Source organism: Ensifer adhaerens (assembly GCF_002007205.1).
Taxonomy (GTDB): Bacteria; Pseudomonadota; Alphaproteobacteria; order Rhizobiales; family Rhizobiaceae; genus Ensifer; species Ensifer adhaerens_D.
In genome coordinates this window covers 26,166-45,379 of record NZ_LAZS01000002.1, presented here as the reverse complement: position 1 = coordinate 45,379, position 19,214 = coordinate 26,166, and the positions used below count along the sequence as shown (strand labels likewise).

Genomic DNA, 19,214 nt, shown 5'->3' with positions numbered 1-19,214 from the left:
CGTTCTGAATCGACGAGAACTCACACCCATTTTCAATCGACCCGGACCTAAATCCGAACCGAGAAAACTGGTGTTGTCTCTTGTTAAAACGTGACCGCCAAAGTCTCTTTCTGAAAGAACTCCTTAGAGTTCCTCACGAGCTCCGCCGCCCACGTTTCTCTTTCTCTATATTCAATTGTCAAAAAACCGACGAACTCACCGTCCGTCAAACCGTTTCCACAAAGCCCAGAACTCTCGTCCCGGACCCCTCAAATCAGCCTCAGCCAACCCAGGAAACTCTAGAGCGAAGGTCGTCGTCGCCAGCAGCGCCGCCGCCCTCGTCAGTGATCGGGCTTATAGACCCCACACATCCGACACGTCAACAGCCAATTTGGAAAAAAAATGACAGTTTTCTGACAAAGCCCGGAAACCCAGGGCTTTGCGCCCCCAAAAAAGTTTTGCCCCCTCTCCTGGACCTGTGGAGACACATTTTGGCCCTCACTTTTTCACAATCGGCCGATCTAAGCGAAAGCGAACGATGCTTCGCGAGTGTCCTCGCGCGGGAGAGCGTGCCCAGGCGGGTATAATCTTATACTTCGCCCCCTCCCCCGTGATTTGACTCCGTTGCCTGAAAGATGCACATCTTCGCGCAACGTATCGCAGGCAAGAATACGGTTAGAGAAATCGGGGACACTCAGTTCGGCATGATCACCGACAAGAACATGGCCAGGTCGCTTGGCGATCAGCCACCGATCCTTGCGCATGGCCGCCGCGCGCCCGACAGGCGCGAGATCTCTTTGCGCTGGCTATCGGGCACCTTCCTTACAGGGATCACCTCGAGCCTCTTGATGGGTGTCGCGCTCTTTGCAGCGCTTGACGGACGCCAGCAACTCGCAATCCCGGCCGAAGCCTACGCCGCACTCGATGCGGGCGCAAACGGCGACGAGCAAGCGGTCGCCGTTCGCGGCGGTCGCATTCTGTCGCCGAAGCTCGTCGCCAAGCCGGCCGACAAGACGGTCATGGAAGTCTCGACAATGACCCATGACGGCGAGAAGGAAGTGGTGCGCAAGCAGCCCTTCGTTCACGTCAAGATGGCGCTGGCCGCCAATCATCAGGCCTCGGAAAGCTATCCGGACTTCGATCCTCTGGCGATCTTCTCGACCGAAGAGGCCGACGAAGAGTCCCCCGTCTCGCGAACCGGCACGCTTTACGGCTCGAATGTCGATTCCGAGGTGGCGCTGAAAACCGTCGACTTCCCGCTGCGCGGCGGCCCCACCTTCGACAGTTCGATGTCGCTCGATGAGGTCGAGGAAAACGTCCGCACCAACGGCTCCGTCCTGACGGAGGGCAGCACCCAGGTCGCCTCGCTCTATTATGTCGATCCGCAGCGCTTCGCCTCGGAGAACGACGGGCTCGACCTTCTCCAGGGCCTGACCGCCCGCATCGTCGAGCAGAACAAGAGCGACGCCGCTTACGAGACGATCGACGAGGAAACCACCGAATACGCCGACGACATCATTCCGGTGCGGCGCCAGACCGACATCGCGGTCGTCATGAGCAGTGCCGGCTATACCAAGGCTCAGGCCGAGGACGCCGCCAGCTACCTCGGCCAGGCGCTCGGCGCCAGCGAACTTTCCGAAGGCGATGTCCTGCGCATCGGCATCATTCAGAACGGCGAGACGCAAAAGGGACAGGACGCACGCATCGTGCGGGCCACGATCTATTCGCGCAACCGGCATGTGCTGACGATGGCGGTCGACGACAAGGGCCGTTTCGTGCCCGGCGCCGAGCCACCGAGGCTCGACGCGGTTGCCACCGCCTTCGACGACAACGGCGCGCCGGTCATGACCAGCAGCCACGATCTGCCGCGGGTCTATGACGGTATCTACCGGGCTGCACTTTCCTATGGCATGAGCGCCGACATGGTCGGCCTCGTCGTCAAGCTGCTCGCCAGCAATGTCGATTTCCAGGCCCAGTTGAAACCGACGGATTCGCTGGAAGCCTTCTTCTCCGTGACCGACGAACGCGGCATGGCGACGGAAGATTCCGAGTTGCTCTATGTTCGTGCCAAGTTCGGCGATGCCGTTACCGCGTTTTACCGGTTCCAGGATCCGAGCGACAACACGATCGACTATTTCGACCAGGACGGCAAAAGCATCCGCCAGTTCCTGTTGCGCAACCCCGTACCGAACGGCCACTTCCGCTCGGGCTTCGGCATGCGCCGCCACCCGATCCTCGGTTTCTCGCGCATGCACACCGGCGTCGACTGGGCTGCCCCTCGCGGCACGCCGATCATCGCCGCCGGCGGCGGCGTCGTGGAAAAGGCCGGCTGGGACTCCGGCGGCTATGGCAATCAGACGTTGATCCGCCATGCCAACGGCTACGTATCCTCCTACAACCACCAGAGCGCCATCGCCAAGAACGTCAAGGTCGGCAACAAGGTCGTCCAAGGCCAGGTGATCGGTTGGGTCGGCACGACGGGCCTTTCGACCGGACCGCACCTGCACTACGAGCTGATCGTCAACGGCAACAAGGTCGACCCCTTGCGCATCCGCCTGCCCGGCGGCAAGTCGCTTTCCGGCGACGCGCTGGCGAAGTTCGAGAAGGAACGCGACCGCATCGACGAACTGCTCGACAAGGACGGCACCGGCGCAGAAGTCGCGAGCAATTAAGCGCTCCCCTCCCCTTCTCGAAAATCTGCACAAACAGAAAGGCCGCCCCGAAGGGCGGCCTCTTGATTTGTGCTATTCCCGACTTAGGCGGCTTCCTTGTCCGGCGCCGCCCCGCGCTTGAAGTTGAGGCGATCGGAGCCCGAGAGCACCTTGACGGTCGCCCCATCCGGGAACTCGCCCTGCAGGATCTTCTCGGCAAGCGGATCCTGAACGTACTTCTGGATCGCCCGCTTCAGCGGACGCGCGCCATAGGCCGGGTCGTAGCCCTTGTCGGCCAGGAATGCGCGGGCATCGTCCTCGAGTTCCAGCGTGATCTTGCGCTCGGCAAGCAGCTTGCGCAGCCTTTCGAGCTGGATGTCGACGATCGCGCCCATCTCCGAGCGGCGCAGCCGGTGGAACAGGATGATCTCGTCCACGCGGTTCAGGAACTCGGGCCGGAAGGCAGACTTGACAACCTCCATCACCTGGTCGCGAACCGCATCGCTGTCCTCGTTCTCGCCGAGGCCGATCAGATATTCGGCCCCAAGGTTCGAGGTCATGATGATCATCGTGTTCTTGAAGTCGACGGTGCGGCCCTGACCATCGGTCAGGCGGCCGTCGTCGAGCACCTGCAGGAGCACGTTGAAGACATCCGGATGCGCCTTCTCGATCTCGTCAAACAGCACGACCTGGTAGGGCCGCCGGCGGACGGACTCGGTCAGCGCACCGCCTTCCTCGTAACCGACATAGCCGGGAGGCGCGCCGATCAGCCGGGCAACGGAGTGCTTCTCCATGTATTCCGACATGTCGACACGCATCAGCGCGGTCTCGTCGTCGAAGAGGAAGCGGGCCAGCGCCTTGGTAAGCTCCGTCTTGCCGACGCCGGTCGGGCCCAAGAAGATGAACGAGCCGATCGGCCGGTTCGGATCCTGAAGGCCGGCGCGCGAACGCCGGACGGCACGGGATACCGCCTGCACGGCGTCGCCCTGTCCGACCACCCACTTCGCAAGCTCGTCTTCCATCCGCAGCAGCTTGTCGCGTTCGCCTTCCAGCATCTTGTCAACCGGAATGCCGGTCCAGCGCGAAACCACGTGCGCGATGTTGTCGGGGGTCACGACCTCCTGCACCATCGGGTTGGCGTTGGCGTTTTCCTGGCTTTCGGCATCCGAGAGCTCCTTTTCGAGCTTCGGAATGACCCCGTAGGTCAATTCGCCGGCGCGCTGGAACTCACCCTTGCGCTGGACGATCGCCAGTTCGTTGCGGGCTTCGTCGAGCTGCTTCTTGAGGTCGGCGGCACGTCCGAGCTTTTGCTTCTCCGCCTGCCAGCGAGCCGTCAGCGCCGACGCCTGCTCTTCAAGGGATGCAAGGTCGAACTCGAGCTTTTCCAGCCGATCCTTCGACGAGACGTCCGTTTCCTTCTTCAGCGCCTCGCGCTCGATCTTCAGCTGAATGATGCGTCGATCGAGTTCATCGAGCTCCTCGGGTTTCGAATCCACCTGCATGCGCAGCCGCGAAGCCGCTTCGTCCATCAGGTCGATCGCCTTGTCCGGCAGGAACCGGTCGGTGATGTAGCGGTTCGAAAGGGTCGCGGCGGCGACCAGTGCCGAGTCCGAAATGCGGACCTTGTGGTGCTGCTCGTACTTCTCCTTCAGACCGCGCAGGATGGAGATCGTGTCTTCGACCGTCGGCTCCTCGACCATGACCGGCTGGAACCGGCGGGCAAGGGCCGCGTCCTTTTCGACATGCTTGCGGTATTCGTCGAGCGTGGTCGCGCCGACGCAATGCAGCTCGCCGCGCGCAAGCGCCGGCTTCAGCAAGTTGGAGGCGTCCATGGCGCCATCGGCCTTGCCGGCCCCGACCAGCGTGTGCATCTCGTCGATGAACAGGATGATCTCGCCGTTTTCGGCCTGCACCTCGTTGAGCACGGCTTTCAGCCGCTCCTCGAACTCGCCGCGGAACTTCGCACCGGCGATCAGCGCGCCCAGATCGAGCGCCATCAGCCGCTTGTCCTTGAGGCTTTCCGGCACGTCGCCATTGACGATGCGCAGCGCCAGACCTTCGGCGATCGCGGTCTTGCCGACGCCGGGCTCACCGATCAAAACAGGATTGTTCTTGGTACGGCGTGACAGCACCTGGATGGTGCGGCGGATCTCGTCGTCGCGGCCGATCACCGGGTCGAGCTTGCCCTCGCGCGCATCGGCCGTCAGGTCGCGCGCGTATTTCTTCAGGCTGTCGAAACCCTGTTCGGCATTGGCGCTGTCGGCGGTGCGGCCCTTGCGGATGTCGTTGATCACCTGATTGAGCTTGGTCGGCGTCACGCCGGCCTTCTTCAGCACGGCAGCCGTGGCAGCCGAGCTTTCGATCGCCAGCGCCAGCAACAGGCGCTCGACGGTGACGAAGCTGTCGCCGGCCTTCTTGGCTGCGTCTTCGGCGCTCGAAAACACCCGCGCAAGCGGCTGCGACAGATAGACGGAACCGTTGCCGCCGGAAACCTTGGGAAGCTTTGCAAGCGCTGCGTCATTGCCGGCGCGCGCTTCGCGGGCATCACCACCGGCCCGCTCGATCAGCGAGGCGGCCATGCCTTGGTCGTCATCGAGCAGTACCTTCAGCACATGCTCCGGCGTGAACTGCTGGTGTCCTTGCGCCAGCGCATAGGTCTGCGCCGACTGCAGAAAACCGCGCACGCGCTCGGAATATTTTTCGATGTTCATACTCTACCTCCATAGCCCGGCAGGCCCATCATGGCACCCGTCGGTGTTTCAGGATCAGGCTCCCGCATTCGGCAAGCCTGTCAGTGTGGCGCGATCCCCGCTTTGCGTCGGATCAACGCGTCCGAAGCGAATATGGGGCAGCGATTTTGGAAATTAAAGAGCCTCCCGACGCTCCTGAGACGGAAATCTGCAACCGCGAGGCGGCCGCGCACCGAAAGGGTAACGCGGCCGCGGGATCGTCTATGCCGCGGGCGTTCGCTCGGCGAAGGACGCGCCGAATTCCTTCATCCGCTGCACATAGTAGGCCGGCTCGATCAGGACCTCCGGCAGATAGAGGCCCGGCGTCGGGGCGGCCCCTCCTTCAAGGCCGAGCATGCGCTCGACCGCAAGGGCGACGCCAAGCGCCGTCAGTGGGGCCTGGCCCTGAGGGTGCACGATCTCATAGCGACGGTCGACCAGTTCGCCGTGTTTGTCGCGGCCTTTGATATCGATGGCGATCTCCGTCGAGAACGGCTCGCCACGCCGCCTGCTCGCGGACACGCTATAGGCTAGATCCAGCCGGATATCGCTGGCGTTGGTGCGCGCCGAGAGCGCCATGACGTCGAAGGGCGAATACGCGGCCGCATCGAGTTCGACGCCGTCGACACTGACGTAACGCGCCTTGGAATCCTCGCCGCCCGCCCAGTGAAACCTGCCATCCCTGACCGTCAGTGCCGCCGGCGCAAGGCCGGTGATGCGGTTGTAATCCGCAAGTGCTGCCGGCCCACCCATGTCCTCTTCGTCGAGCAAGACGCCGATGCGGATCGTGTCGATCGCCTCATAGGCTTTCGCAAAGTCGAGGATTGGGAAGATGGCGGCGCCGGCGAGCCAGTGGCTGGCGAGCAGGATCGGCGCACTGTCCGGCGCGTGGATATACTGCGCCATCTCCGGACCGACCTCGAAGGTGCCGCTCGATAGGCTGATATAGGGAATGCCGTGGCGCTGGGCGTAACGCATCGAACTCAGCTTTTCGTCTTTCAGGAAGATGACGACGGCGCTGAAGCTGGGCGCATCGCCAAGGCCGAGATCCGGGCGACTGAGGTCGACGCTGACCCCGACCGCGCCGCCAACCTCACGTGCGACCGCTTCGGCCCTGCCAAGATCGCGGCCACCGATCGCGATCGGCAACGTCGGGTGCAGACGACGAATGATCCTTGCGGCCTGCGACCCGACGACACCGGAACCGCCGACAATCAAAACGGGCAGAAACTTGCTCGACATCTTCCTATCTCCTAAACGAGAGGTGTTCGGCATCTACCGAACCTACCATTAGTAACTTACTATTGGTAAATAAGATGCCGAACACTACTTTCAAGAGGCATGAGCCGACGCGGAAAGAGGATTGCGATCGATGAGCCCGACGAAAGGCCGAAAGCTTGCGAAGCCCGAGCGGCGCGCCCAGTTGCTCGATGCGGCCAAGGAGATCCTGCGCGAATGTGGCGCCGACGCCCTGACGCTCGGCCATCTCGCCGAACGCGCCGGCGTCAGCAAGCCGATCGCCTACGAGCATTTCGGCACGCGCGAAGGGTTGCTGATCGCGCTCTCCCAGGAAATCGAGGACCGTCACACGGAAAAGCTGAGGGGCGCGCTAAGCGGCGCCTCGAAGCAGCTCGATGCGATCGCTGGCATCATTAGCTCGGTCTACATCGACTGTGCGGTCGAAAGCGGGGAGGAATGGCAGGCAATCTCCGGCGCACTGCGCGGCAATGCGGACATGATCGCCACACAGCAACAGCAGGCCGACGACTACGTCGCCATGATCAAGGAAGCGCTCTCCCCTTTCTCGGACGTTCCTGAAGACGATCTGCGACTGCGCTGCACCGGCATCGCCGGCGCAGCCGAGGCAATCGGCCGTGAACTGATCCGCGGTCGGACGAACGAGACGGCGGCCAGCAGCAACCTTACTGCGCTCATCATCGACAGTGCCAAAAGCTGACCGCGCTACTGCATGTTTTCTTTAATCGTAGCCGATCAACGGGCCAAAACATGCAGAAAATCAGAAGTCTACAGCGACCTTTGCGCGCCTGATAAGACGCGCGGCGCTGCAAGGGCGGATCAACGGCGATCGGACAAAGAAAAACCCGGCCACAGGGGCCGGGTTTTTGATGCCCGCATGAAACGGGTCAATTGTGATTTCGCTTACTCGGAAGCGGCAAGAGCCGGTGCTTCCGATGCGTCGTCGCCCGATGGCTGAGCCTCGTCGCCAGCACCTTCCGCGCTGCGGCGCGGACGGCGCGGACGCGGCGTGTTGCGGCGGCGCGAAGCGGCGCGACCGGAGGCGGCCGGTGCTTCTTCTTCCATCGCGACTTCGGCCGGCGTGCCTTCGATCACCGGCTGCGGGCCCGTGCCGTCGATGACGACAGGCTGCGGCTCGGGAGCAGCGGTCGCAGCAGCGGCGGCAACCGGGGTCGGCATGTCGTCGGCGTAGCCCTGATCCAGATCGTCCTGATCCTGGTCGGCGGCGTCGTGGCCGCGGAAATCCTGGCGATCGTCCCGCTGGAACCGATCCTGCATCTGCGCCTGCGCGGCAGCAATGATGCGGTTGTAGTGTTCGGCGTGCTGCAGGTAGTTTTCGGCCATGACCCGGTCGCCGGAGCTCTGGGCATCGCGCGCAAGTGCAGAGTACTTCTCGGCGATGTGCTGGGCAGTACCGCGAATCTTCACATCCGGACCGGAGCTGTCATAGGTCCGCGTCAGCGGATTCGAGCCCTTGCGGTTGTGATTGTTGTTGTTTCCATTGTTGTTATTGTTGTTGTTGTTGTTATTCCGCCCGCGGCCGCGCTTGTTTTGCTGTCCTGGCCTCATAGTACATTCACCCGAATTCTCTTGATAATGATGATCATGTGGTTTCGTCTTCCGGCCGGATCCGCCCGACAGAGCACGCACCGTTGCGCTCGCACAATGGCGGCTTCGGCGCCGACTGACGTCAAATTCACAGGTACCCGCACAAGGCACGTGTTGAACCCTAGCAACTCTTTCTTGAGAGCAATCCCCGTGGCCAGGTCATACCGGAACGAATCTTAGGTCCATGACCTTCTGCCCAGTGCGCGGGCAAACTAGCCCGCTTCCTCTGGGATTCCAAGCCCTTTCTTTGCCTCTGCAAGAAAGAAGATGCGCCAGTGCAGCATTTTTTCAACGGTTTGTGTCGCGTTCGAAGATCAGGACGCGGTCATTGCCGCCGAGATCCTTCGCCTCTTCACGCAGACGGAATCTTTCGGCGTAAAACAACGCCGTCACCGCCTCTTTCTGGTCGAAACCGATTTCCAAGCCTATCACGCCGTTTGTCTCAAGATGATGACCAGCTTGAGAAGCGATGGCGCGATAGGCCTCCAGCCCGTCTACTCCGCCATCAAGCGCTGCGGCCGGGTCGTGAAGTCTCACCTCCGGCTCAAGCTCTTCGACAACACTGGACCGGATATACGGCGGATTTGAGACGATGACGTCGTAGCGGCCGTCCACCTTTTCGTACCAGTTGCTGAGAAGGGGCCGAAAGCGATCCGCAAGCCCAAGAGCAGCGGCATTTGCCGTCGCCGTTGCCAGCGCGTCCCGGGATATATCGGTAGCCGTGCCCCGCGCTTCAAGAACCTGAGACAGAAGGGCGAGACATATGGCACCCGTGCCGGTGCCGAGATCGATGATCTCGCAGCTTCCCTTTCGGCCGACCACCTCCCGCAGATAGGGGATCATCCGATCGACCAGGGTCTCGGTGTCCGGGCGCGGCTCCAGCGTTTCCTTCGACAGCTTCAGCGGCAGGCCGAAAAACTCGCGTTCACCGAGGATGCGATAGACCGGTTCGCGCGCCAGCCGCCGCGCAACGGCTGCCCGGATCCGCGCGGCATCCTCGTCCGAAACCGGATCCCTGCCCCGCGACACGACCGCGCTCAGCGAAAGATCCAGCAGCCCCGAGATCAGATGCCGGACCTCGAGCGCCGCATGCTCGATGCCGCCCGCCTGCAGGCGGTCGCGGCTTTCGGCAACGAGGCTAGCGAGCGTCTCGGCCATCTCTTAGCCCCGCTGTTCGCCGAGCTGCGCCAACTGGCTTGCCTGGTAGTCGGCAAGCAGGGCATCGACGACCTCGTCGATCTCGCCCATCATCATCCGGTCGAGCTTGTAGAGCGTCAGGTTGATGCGGTGGTCAGTAAGGCGCCCCTGCGGGAAATTGTAGGTGCGGATGCGCTCGGAGCGGTCGCCCGATCCCACCTGGCTCTTGCGGTCGGCCGAGCGCTCGCTGTCGGCGCGCTGGCGCTCCATGTCGTAGAGGCGCGAGCGCAGGACCTGCATCGCCTTTGCCCGGTTCTGGTGCTGCGACTTTTCCGAACTGGTGACGACGAGCCCTGTCGGCAGGTGCGTGATGCGCACGGCCGAGTCCGTCGTGTTGACGTGCTGGCCGCCGGCGCCCGACGAGCGCATCGTGTCGATGCGGATGTCCTCGGGCCGGATCTCGATGTCGATGTCCTCGGCCTCCGGCAGCACGGCGACGGTTGCCGCTGACGTATGAATGCGGCCACTCGCCTCGGTCTCCGGCACGCGCTGCACCCGGTGCACGCCGGATTCGAACTTCAGCCGCGAGAACACCCCGCGCCCGGAAACGGTCGCGATGATTTCCTTGAAACCGCCCGCTTCGCCGTCGCTTGCCGAAAGAACTTCGACGCGCCAGCCCTTTCCGGCCGCATAGCGTTCGTACATGCGGAAGAGGTCACCGGCAAAAAGCGCGGCTTCGGAGCCACCGGTACCGGCGCGGATTTCGAGGATCGCGCTTTTCTCGTCGGCGGCGTCCTTCGGTAGGAGCAGGATCTGGATCTCCTGTTCGAGGCCCTCGATCGTCGCCTCCACCTCGGGCTTCTCCATTTCGGCGAGGTCGCGCATGTCCCGGTCGGTCGACTTGTCGGCGAGCATGGCGGTGATGTCGGCAAGCTCCGCCGTTGCCTTCTCGTAGGCGCGGATCTTGGTCACGACCGGCTGCAGTTCGGAATATTCCGAAGCGAGCTTCACGTACACGTCTGCGGCCGGGCCAGCCGACATGCGCGCCTCGATCTCACCGAACCGACGTTCCAGTTCGCGCATCTTTTCAACGGGAAGCTTTGCCAAGTCTCACTCCAAATGCGTCTCCCTCGCCCGGACCAGGTCCGGACGAGGGTCGCGACGCGTCAATTCAATCTAAACCGGAATGCCGTTTTCCGCGGCGAAATCCACCAGCATCTGGCGAATGGGCGTCTGGTCGCGCGTATCGTCCAGCGCCGCGTCGAGCAGATCCGCAAGCTTGGTCGCGTCGAGCGCCAAGAGCATCGCCTTGATCGGCCCCACAGCCGTCGGCGACATGGACACCGAACGGAAGCCAAGGCCCAGCAATGCCATGGCCGAAAGCGGCTTGCTCGCCATCTCGCCGCAGAGCGTCACCGGCGTGTCGTGCTTGTCGCCGGCCCGCACGATGTCGCGCAGGATCCTGAGGAACGGCCGCCCGAGCACGTCGAAGCGGTCTGAGACGCGGGCATTGCCGCGATCGACCGCCATGGCGAACTGGAAGAGGTCGTTCGAACCGACCGAGACGAAGTCCACCTCGGTCATCAGCTCGTCGAGCTGCCAAAGCAGCGCCGGCACTTCGAGCATGGCGCCGAACTGCAGCTTGCGCGGCAACTGTTCGCCGAGCTTCGACTGCCGCTCGATTTCCTTCTGCAGCAGGTCGCGCGCGATCCTGAGTTCCGAGACTTCGGTCACCATCGGCAGCATCAGCTTGAGCTCGGCGCCGGCCGCAGCCCGAAGCATCGCGCGAAGCTGGGTGCGCAACAGACCCGGGCGATCAAGCGACAGCCGGATGGCGCGCCAGCCGAGCGCCGGGTTTTCCTCCTCCGCGGCTCGGAAATAGGGAACCACCTTGTCGCCGCCGATGTCGAGCGTGCGGAAGGTCACCGGCTTGCCGCCGGTCTGCTTCAAGACGTTGCGGTAAAACGCTTCCTGTTCCTCCGCCTTCGGCATCGTCGAGGCGATCATGAACTGGAGCTCGGTGCGGAAGAGGCCGATGCCTTCGGCACCCGCCTCGTTCAGGTGCGGCAGGTCGACCAACAGGCCGGCATTCATCTGCAGCGTGATGCGCTTGCCGTCCCGGGTCAGCGGATCGACGTCCTTCAGCGCCCGGAACTGTGCCTGGCGCCGGGCCCGGAAGCGGACCTTCTCTTCATATGCCCGCTGCAGGTCGCCGAGCGGACGCAGATGGACCTTGGCGTCGTCGCCATCAATGATGATCGCGTCGCGGTTTTCGGCGAGCGCCACCGCACCGGTCGCCTGGCCGATAACAGGAATGCCCATGGCACGGGCGACGATCACCACATGGCTGGTGACGGCGCCCTCTTCGAGCACGAGGCCGCGCACGTTTTCGCGCGGATAGTCGAGCAGTTCGGCAGCACCCATGGCACGCGCGACGATCACGGCGTCCGTCGGGAAGTCGCTCGCCGAAAGCTTGGCGCCATAGCCCGAGAGCTGGCGCAGCAGGCGGTTGGCGAGATCGTCGAAATCATGCATGCGCTCGCGCAGGTACGGATCCGTCAGTCGGATCATGCGCGCCTTGGTTTCGCTCTGCACCCGTTCGACCGCCGCTTCGGCCGTCAGGCCGTTGCGGATCGCCTCTTCGAGCTTGCGCACCCAGCCGCGGTCATGCGCGAACATGCGATAGGTCTCGAGCACCGCCCGGTGCTCGCCCTCCATCGACACTTCGCGCCGCGACAGCATGTCGTCGATCGAGATACGCAGCGACCCCAGCGCTTCGGCAAGCCGCTGCAGCTCCTGGTCGGTATCCTCATTGAGAAGATTGGTGACGACGATCCTCGGTTCGTGCAGCACGACATAGCCGAGGCCGATGCCTTCGCCGTAGCTGTTGCCTTCGATCGAGACAGGGCGGGAGAGGTCGAGTTCGAGACCCGGCTTGGTGATCTTCTTCAACTCGCCTGTCGCCACCATTTCGGCGAGCACCATGGCGGTGGTCTCAAGCGCCTCGACCTCGTCCTCGCGATAGTTGCGCATCGCCTTGTTCTGGACGACGAGAACGCCGAGCGCGCGGCCAGTGCGCAGGATCGGCACGCCGAGGAAGGAGTGGTAAATTTCTTCGCCGGTTTCCGGCAGATAGGTAAAGGCCGGGTGCGACTGGGCGTCGGAAAGGTTGAGCGGACGCGCCGAGGCGGCGATCGTACCGACGAGGCCCTGCCCCATCTTCAATTGCGCCAGGTGAACGGCGGCCTTGTTCAGACCTTCGGTCGCATAGAGTTCGAGCACGCCGTCGGAGCGCAGCACGTAGACCGAACACACTTCCGCGACCATGTTCTGCGCGATCTGGCGCACGATACGGTCAAGGCGCTCCTGCGGCTCCAGCGGTTCCGCCATCAACTCGCGCAACCGCTTGAGGAGAACGCGCGGACCTGCGGAAAGGTCTCTCATCGCGTGGGGTCTCCCGAAATAGAGGGGACGGCGGCAAGGGGATACGCGGCCAACCCTGCCGCGAATCCCAAATCGGTCGTCTGTCGATTAACTCTTATCGAGACCGTAGGCGGAATGCAAAGTGCGAACCGCCAATTCCGCATAGGGTCCATCGATCAGAATCGAAATCTTGATCTCGGAGGTGGTGATCGCCTTGATGTTGATGCCCTTGTCGGCAAGCGCACGGAAGGCGGAAGCGGCAACGCCGGCGTGGCTGCGCATGCCGATGCCGATGACCGAAACCTTGACGAGGCCGGCTTCGGACTGAACGACGTCGTAGCCGATCTTTTCCTTGTTGTCGCCGAGCACCTTCAGCGCCTTGTCGACGTCGCCCGACGGAACCGTGAAGGTCATGTCGGTCTTCGAGCCGTCTTCGGAGATGTTCTGAACGATCATGTCGACGTTGATATGGGCTTCGGCGAGCGGGCCGAAAATCGCGGCGGAAACGCCCGGCCGGTCGGCGAGACGGCGCAGCGAAATCTGGGCTTCATCCTTGGCATAGGCAATGCCGGTTACGACTTCCTGTTCCACGATCTCATCCTCATCACAAATCAGCGTACCGGGCGGATTGAGAAGGTCACCCATGCCCGGCGCATCGGGATCTTCGAAAGACGAACGCACGAAGGTGCGGACCTTGTGCACCATGGCGAGCTCGACCGAGCGCACCTGCAGCACCTTGGCGCCGAGCGATGCCATTTCCAGCATTTCCTCGAACGCGATTTTCTTCAGCCGCCGCGCCTTCGGCTCGATGCGCGGGTCGGTCGTATAGACGCCATCGACGTCGGTATAGATATCGCAGCGATCGGCCTTGACCCCCGCGGCGATCGCCACAGCCGAGGTGTCGGAACCGCCGCGGCCGAGCGTGGCGACGCGATTGTCAGGCCCAAGGCCCTGGAAGCCGGCGATCACGGCGACCTGGCCCTCACCCATGCGGCGGACGAGTTCGGCACCGTCGATGTCGAGAATGCGGGCGGCGCCATGGGCGTTGTCGGTGCGGATCGGGATCTGCCAGCCCTGCCAGGAGCGGGCATTGATGCCCATCGACTGCAGCGCGATTGCCAGCAGGCCGGAGGTCACCTGCTCGCCGGAAGCGACGATCGCGTCGTATTCGCGCGCGTCGTAGAAGGGCGAGTTGGCACCGGTCGCCTTGGGCATGTTCTGCACCCAACCGACCAGTTCGTTGGTCTTGCCGGACATGGCGGATACGACGACGGCGACTTCGTGGCCGGCATCGACCTCGCGTTTCACATGGCGTGCGACATTGTGGATGCGTTCCAAATCAGCGACGGAGGTTCCGCCGAATTTCATCACGATGCGTGCCATGTGCCTCTACCGGTACCCAATTTGCGCGCGCGACGCGCGCGTGACAGGAAAGCCCCCGCCGGCGCCCGACGGTCAAAAAGCTTGGGAGACTTCTCGGACATCGGCAGTCACCGCTTCGGGGAGCGGAAAGTCGCGGCGTCTCTTAGCGGATCAGGGGGCCGCACGCAATGGCAAGCGGGCATAGATTCGGAACCCCTGCCGCACGCCCGGCAGCCACCGTCCGCATCAATATTACCGAAGGCGCCACAGGATGGAAATATCCGTGCCGAAGGACCCTGCAATGCCGCGTTGAAAATTACCGGCACCGATGTTAAACGTGCAGGCGCAACTTGAGTTCGAGAAAGGGGGGCTGCGCGTGATTACATACTTCCGGCACCACCGCCAGCGTGGCCCCGTCCAAGCCCTGCAGATGCGTTTGCAGGGCTGATCAGATATCCTTTCGCGAAAGTCGCGATCCTATCCCTGGTCTGCCCAGAGTGATGCAGTGCGCAACCGTACTACCGGTTTGAACGTCTGCATTGTTTTCCAATACCGAGCCGACGTGGCCCGTTGACAGCGTGTTGCTGTTTCGAGTCCAACCATCCGCCAACCACGGCCTAAGCATGCCGCCCCGGATGCCTCATCGTCGCTCGCGCAGTCCAGAGAACGACCATGGCCTTGATCAATATCCGAAACCTCGGCGTCAGCCTGAGCGCACCGCTTTTCTCCAATCTCAACCTCTCCGTCGCCGCCGGTGACCGGGTCGGCATCGTCGCCGCCAACGGGCGGGGCAAGTCGACCCTGCTGAGATCGATCGCCGGAAGCTTCGATCCGACCGCAGGCGAGATCACCCGTTCGCGCGGCCTGACCGTCGGTCACGTCGAGCAGAACGTGCCGGCTCGCCTTTTGCCCCTCTCCTTCCACGGCGCCGTCCTTTCGGCGCTCCCGGCCGACCAGGCGGAGAACGAGAGCTGGCGCGTCGATATCGTGCTCGACCAGCTCGACGTACCGGAGGTTCTGCGCCACCGTGCCGTCTCGGACTTGAGCGGCGGCTGGCAACGGCTCATGCTGCTTGCCCGCGTCTGGGTCAGCGAGCCGGATGCGCTGCTGCTCGACGAGCCGACCAACCATCTCGACCTCGCCAAGATTGCCCGTCTCGAAACCTGGCTGAACGCCTTGCCGCGCGACGTCCCGGTGCTGGTTGCCAGCCACGACCGCGCCTTCCTGGACGCAACCACCAACCGCACGCTGTTCCTGAGGCCAGAGCAATCGCCGATCTTCGCGCTTCCCTATTCGCGGGCGCGCGCCGCTCTCGATGAAGTGGACGCGTCCGAGGAGCGGCGTTACCAGCGCGACATGAAGGTGGCGCAGCAGCTGCGTCGCCAGGCCGCCAAGCTCAACAATATCGGCATCAATTCCGGCAGCGACCTGCTGACGGTAAAGACGAAGCAGTTGAAGCAGCGGGCGGAACGGTTGGAGGATGCGGCAAAGCCGGCCCATCAGGAACGCTCCGCCGGCGCGATCCGGCTCGCCAATCGCGGCACCCACGCCAAGATCCTGGTGACGCTCGACGACGTCCAGGTCGAAACGCCCGATGGCACTCCGCTCTTCCGCACCGGCAAGCGCTGGATCTGCCAGGGCGACCGCATCGTCCTGCTCGGCGAAAACGGCGCGGGCAAGACCCGGCTCGTCAACCTGATCCGTGCGGCGATCGAGGAGCCCTCCCGCGCACCGGAAACCTTGAAAGCGACGCCCTCGCTTGTGCTCGGCTACAGCGACCAGGCGCTTGCCGGACTGGCGGACGACGAGACGCCGCTTGCAGCACTCTCCCGCCGCTTCTCGCTCGGCGACCAGCGTGCCCGCAGCCTGCTTGTGGGTGTCGGCGTCGGCATCGACATGCAGGAAAAGGCGATCGGCCGGCTCTCGGGCGGCCAAAAGGCACGCCTTGCCATGCTGGTTCTGCGCCTCAGGGAGCCTAACTTCTATCTGCTCGACGAACCGACCAACCATCTTGATATCGAGGGCCAGGAGGCGCTCGAAGCGGAGTTGTTGAGAAACGAGACGAGCTGCCTCCTGGTTTCCCACGACCGCAGCTTCGTGCGTAATGTCGGCGACCGCTTCTGGCTGATCGAGAAGCGTCGCCTCATCGAAGTCGAGGATCCCGAAGACTTCTTCGCCTCGGCGGCAGCGAGCGACGTCGGCTGACGGTCGCGCAGGCGGACCCGATCGCGCCAGTGACGTCCGCAAAAGGCGGGCGTCACAAATCACGATCATGGCGAGGAAGGCGGCCGGGCAACGACGCAGGCAATCTCGCCACCGTCGAAGGCGTGGGCGAGCTGCGCCTCGACAATCCACTGATGCCGAAGGGCGGCGGCATCGAGTTTCGCTGCGACCTCGTCCGCATGGGTCGATGGCTCATCGTGAAAGAGAAAAACGCGTCCATCCGGTTTCAAAAGCCGCGCCAGCGCTGCAAACTCCCGCTTGGGATCGCCGCGCGTGAAGACGCCGACACGGATCGCAAACACTTTGTCGAACTGTCGCTGACCCGGGTCGAACGACCGAAGCTCAGCGACCCGCAAGGTCGCCCGGCCCGCAGCAACATATTCGGCATTTCGGTGCGCAGCCGCTGCGATCATCGCAGCCGAACGATCGATGGCGACAATCTCCCCGTCGACGAGCCGATCGCAAACCTTGGTCACCGCAACGCCATGACCGCAGCCGATTTCGAGCAGGCGCTCCGAAGCCTGTGGCGCGACGATGTCGACCGCCCAGCCGATCCTGTCCAGCGACATCTGAATCCCCCTTCCACCCGTATCCCGAGAAACTAGCATGGCGACGAGCGACGGCGCGAGTCCATCTGATGCACTAACTAAACCACTTGCAAAATAGAATCAGTTTTGTCAATCTTCCCCCAGGAAAGGCCGCAACGGGAGAGAGACAATGCGCAAGGTCATCATGTGGGACATGGTCAGTGTCGACGGCTTCTTCGAGGCCCCCGGTCACGACATCGGCTGGTTCGTTTTCGAGGACGAGCTCGCCGCCTATATCGGCGAAACGCAGCTCGGAACGGGCACTTTGCTCTTCGGCCGCGTGACCTATGAAATGATGGCGGCCTACTGGCCATCCGCCGAAGGCGACATCGCGACCTTCATGAACGGCGTCGAGAAATTCGTCTTCTCGCGCACGCTGACCTCCGCCGATTGGGCAAGGACGACGCTCGTGACCGGCGACGCCGTCAAGGAAGTCGAACGACTGAAGAAGCTAGAGGGCGGTACGATCTTCATCTTCGGCAGTGCCGACTTCGCGGCAGGATTGATCGAGAAAGGTCTCGTCGACGAGTATCGCCTCGGCATCAACCCTGTGCTGCTTGGCGATGGCGTGCCTCTGTTCAAACCCGGCCCGCAGCGGACGAAACTGAAGCTGACCCACACACGTCCGCTGAAATCGGGCGTGGTCATCCTGCACTACGAGCCGGCGGCAGACGCAGGCTAGAAACACTTCCGCTTGGCCTGCGCCCATCTGGCCCATCGCCGGCTCTTGACTTCCCTGCCCGATCGTCCGACTTCACTGCTGCATACTTCCCTAAATCGGGATCGATTTAAGGATAAAATCATGCAGCAGTTTAAAGTGTTACAGCGTCCTTAGCGCGTCTGAAAGACGCGCGGCGCTGTAGGGACGATGCAAGGAGACGGCGACATGAGCGAGACCGCACGCACGACGATCGACCAGAGCGAGGTGGACCGGTTTTCCGCCATGGCTGCGGAGTGGTGGGACCCGACCGGCAAGTTCCGGCCGCTGCACAAGTTCAATCCCGTTCGCCTTGCCTATATCCGCGACAAGGTGGCCGAACATTTCGGCCGCGACCCGAAAGGCCCGCAGCCGCTCAAGGGTCTGCGGCTGCTCGATATCGGCTGCGGCGGCGGTTTGCTGTCGGAGCCGATGGCGCGCATGGGCGCCGATGTCCTCGGCGCCGACGCTTCGGAAAAGAACATCGGCATTGCCAAGACGCATGCGGCTGGAAGCGGTGTTGCCGTCGATTACCGCGCCGTGACCGCCGAAGCGCTTGCCGAAGCCGGCGAGAGCTTCGACATCGTGCTCAACATGGAAGTGGTCGAGCACGTCGCCGATGTCGACTTCTTCATGACCACCTGCGCCCATATGGTGCGCCCCGGCGGCCTGATGTTCGTCGCCACCATCAACCGCACGATGAAGGCGGCGGCGCTTGCCATCTTCGCAGCCGAGAACGTGCTGCGCTGGCTGCCGCGCGGCACGCACCAGTACGAAAAGCTGGTGCGTCCGGAGGAGCTCGAAAAGCCGCTGGTGGCCAACGGCCTTGAAGTCACCGAGCGGACCGGGGTCTTCTTCAATCCGCTCGCCAACCAGTGGAACCTGTCGAAGGATATGGACGTCAACTACATGATCGTCGCCAAGCGGCCGCTGTAAGAGCTGTCGGCGGGCTCAGCCGGCCTGCCGACGCTCCTGCCATTCGCGCTTCAGCAGTGCATAGACGTATTCGTCGCCCCAGACATCGTTGAACCGGTCGTTCTCGACCAGATGCGCTTCGCGGCGCATGCCGAGACGCTCGACGACGCCGACCGACCCTGTGTTGAGGGCGTCGAGCCGGGCAAAGATCCGGTGAAACTTCAGCGTCGAAAAGCCGAGATCCAGCAACGCCCGCATCGCTTCCGTAGCGTAGCCCTTGCCGGCAAAGTCGGGATTGAAGATGTAGCCGGTCTCCGCCTGCTCCGCCGCACTGCTTGCGAGCTTCAGCAGGACTTCGCCGATCAGTGCGCCATCCTCGCTGCGCTCGACGGCAAACACCGCGACGTCCCCATCGTCAACGAGCTTTGGCGCCGAAGCCTTGGCGAATTTTATCCGCGCTGCCGTTTCGTCGAGCGGGTCCTGATAGAGATAACGGTAGACCTCCGGCAGGCGATGATAGGCAAAGAATGCCGCAAAATCGCCAGGCGCGAAGGGCCGGATAACGAGGCGATCGGTGGAAATGTGAACATCGGACAATGCCATTGGCTGGAAAACTCCCATTGCAAAGCTGCGAGATGGGAGCCAA

Annotated in this window: 14 protein-coding genes; 5 read left to right on the top strand and 9 right to left on the bottom strand. The window is 63.0% G+C overall.

Features of this window, described 5'->3' with window-relative positions:
* Positions 1 to 683 precede the first annotated feature (683 nt).
* Positions 684 to 2,651, top strand: coding sequence for a M23 family metallopeptidase (locus XB14_RS01940; RefSeq protein WP_077959945.1), 1,968 nt, complete (start codon positions 684 to 686; stop codon positions 2,649 to 2,651).
* Between the two features lie 83 nt (positions 2,652 to 2,734).
* Here XB14_RS01940 and clpB read toward each other — a convergent pair whose 3' ends face one another.
* The gene (gene clpB, locus XB14_RS01935; protein ID WP_077959943.1) at positions 2,735 to 5,341 is read right to left on the bottom strand and encodes an ATP-dependent chaperone ClpB; all 2,607 of its coding nucleotides are present in this window, start codon (positions 5,339 to 5,341) and stop codon (positions 2,735 to 2,737) included.
* 240 nt (positions 5,342 to 5,581) lie between these two features.
* Positions 5,582 to 6,601: a saccharopine dehydrogenase gene (locus XB14_RS01930; protein ID WP_077959942.1), complete on the bottom strand. Its 1,020-nt coding sequence runs from the start codon at positions 6,599 to 6,601 to the stop codon at positions 5,582 to 5,584.
* Positions 6,602 to 6,731: 130 nt separating this feature from the next.
* On the opposite strand from XB14_RS01930, the gene XB14_RS01925 reads away from it, so the two are divergent.
* On the top strand, positions 6,732 to 7,316 hold the full coding sequence (locus XB14_RS01925) for a TetR/AcrR family transcriptional regulator (RefSeq protein WP_077959941.1): 585 nt from the start codon (positions 6,732 to 6,734) through the stop codon (positions 7,314 to 7,316).
* A 203-nt stretch (positions 7,317 to 7,519) separates the two neighbouring features.
* Here XB14_RS01925 and XB14_RS01920 read toward each other — a convergent pair whose 3' ends face one another.
* From XB14_RS01920 to XB14_RS01895, 5 genes are all read right to left on the bottom strand, one after another.
* Positions 7,520 to 8,185, bottom strand: a complete 666-nt coding sequence (locus tag XB14_RS01920) for a DUF4167 domain-containing protein (RefSeq protein WP_077959940.1) — start codon at positions 8,183 to 8,185, stop codon at positions 7,520 to 7,522.
* A 327-nt stretch (positions 8,186 to 8,512) separates the two neighbouring features.
* The gene (prmC, locus tag XB14_RS01910; RefSeq protein WP_077959939.1) at positions 8,513 to 9,382 is read right to left on the bottom strand and encodes a peptide chain release factor N(5)-glutamine methyltransferase; all 870 of its coding nucleotides are present in this window, start codon (positions 9,380 to 9,382) and stop codon (positions 8,513 to 8,515) included.
* 3 nt (positions 9,383 to 9,385) lie between these two features.
* Complete coding sequence (gene prfA, locus XB14_RS01905; RefSeq protein ID WP_077959938.1) at positions 9,386 to 10,468, bottom strand: peptide chain release factor 1; 1,083 nt, start codon at positions 10,466 to 10,468, stop codon at positions 9,386 to 9,388.
* A gap of 69 nt (positions 10,469 to 10,537) precedes the next feature.
* Positions 10,538 to 12,805: a phosphoenolpyruvate--protein phosphotransferase gene (gene ptsP, locus XB14_RS01900; RefSeq protein WP_077959937.1), complete on the bottom strand. Its 2,268-nt coding sequence runs from the start codon at positions 12,803 to 12,805 to the stop codon at positions 10,538 to 10,540.
* 87 nt (positions 12,806 to 12,892) lie between these two features.
* On the bottom strand, positions 12,893 to 14,167 hold the full coding sequence (locus tag XB14_RS01895) for an aspartate kinase (RefSeq protein ID WP_077959936.1): 1,275 nt from the start codon (positions 14,165 to 14,167) through the stop codon (positions 12,893 to 12,895).
* Between the two features lie 651 nt (positions 14,168 to 14,818).
* Here XB14_RS01895 and XB14_RS01890 point away from each other — a divergent pair.
* Positions 14,819 to 16,351 carry an ABC-F family ATP-binding cassette domain-containing protein gene (locus tag XB14_RS01890; protein ID WP_077959935.1) on the top strand — a complete coding sequence of 511 codons (1,533 nt, stop codon included), beginning with the start codon at positions 14,819 to 14,821 and terminating at the stop codon, positions 16,349 to 16,351.
* A 65-nt stretch (positions 16,352 to 16,416) separates the two neighbouring features.
* Here the strand turns inward: XB14_RS01890 and XB14_RS01885 are convergent, their stop codons facing one another.
* Positions 16,417 to 16,938 carry an SAM-dependent methyltransferase gene (locus tag XB14_RS01885; protein WP_179119509.1) on the bottom strand — a complete coding sequence of 174 codons (522 nt, stop codon included), beginning with the start codon at positions 16,936 to 16,938 and terminating at the stop codon, positions 16,417 to 16,419.
* A 148-nt stretch (positions 16,939 to 17,086) separates the two neighbouring features.
* On the opposite strand from XB14_RS01885, the gene XB14_RS01880 reads away from it, so the two are divergent.
* Both XB14_RS01880 and ubiG read left to right on the top strand, forming a co-directional pair.
* On the top strand, positions 17,087 to 17,638 hold the full coding sequence (locus tag XB14_RS01880; RefSeq protein WP_077959933.1) for a dihydrofolate reductase family protein: 552 nt from the start codon (positions 17,087 to 17,089) through the stop codon (positions 17,636 to 17,638).
* Positions 17,639 to 17,842: 204 nt separating this feature from the next.
* Positions 17,843 to 18,589, top strand: coding sequence for a bifunctional 2-polyprenyl-6-hydroxyphenol methylase/3-demethylubiquinol 3-O-methyltransferase UbiG (gene ubiG / locus XB14_RS01875; protein WP_077959932.1), 747 nt, complete (start codon positions 17,843 to 17,845; stop codon positions 18,587 to 18,589).
* Positions 18,590 to 18,604: 15 nt separating this feature from the next.
* Here ubiG and XB14_RS01870 read toward each other — a convergent pair whose 3' ends face one another.
* Positions 18,605 to 19,171, bottom strand: a complete 567-nt coding sequence (locus XB14_RS01870; protein ID WP_077959931.1) for a GNAT family N-acetyltransferase — start codon at positions 19,169 to 19,171, stop codon at positions 18,605 to 18,607.
* Between the last annotated feature and the right edge of the window lie 43 nt (positions 19,172 to 19,214).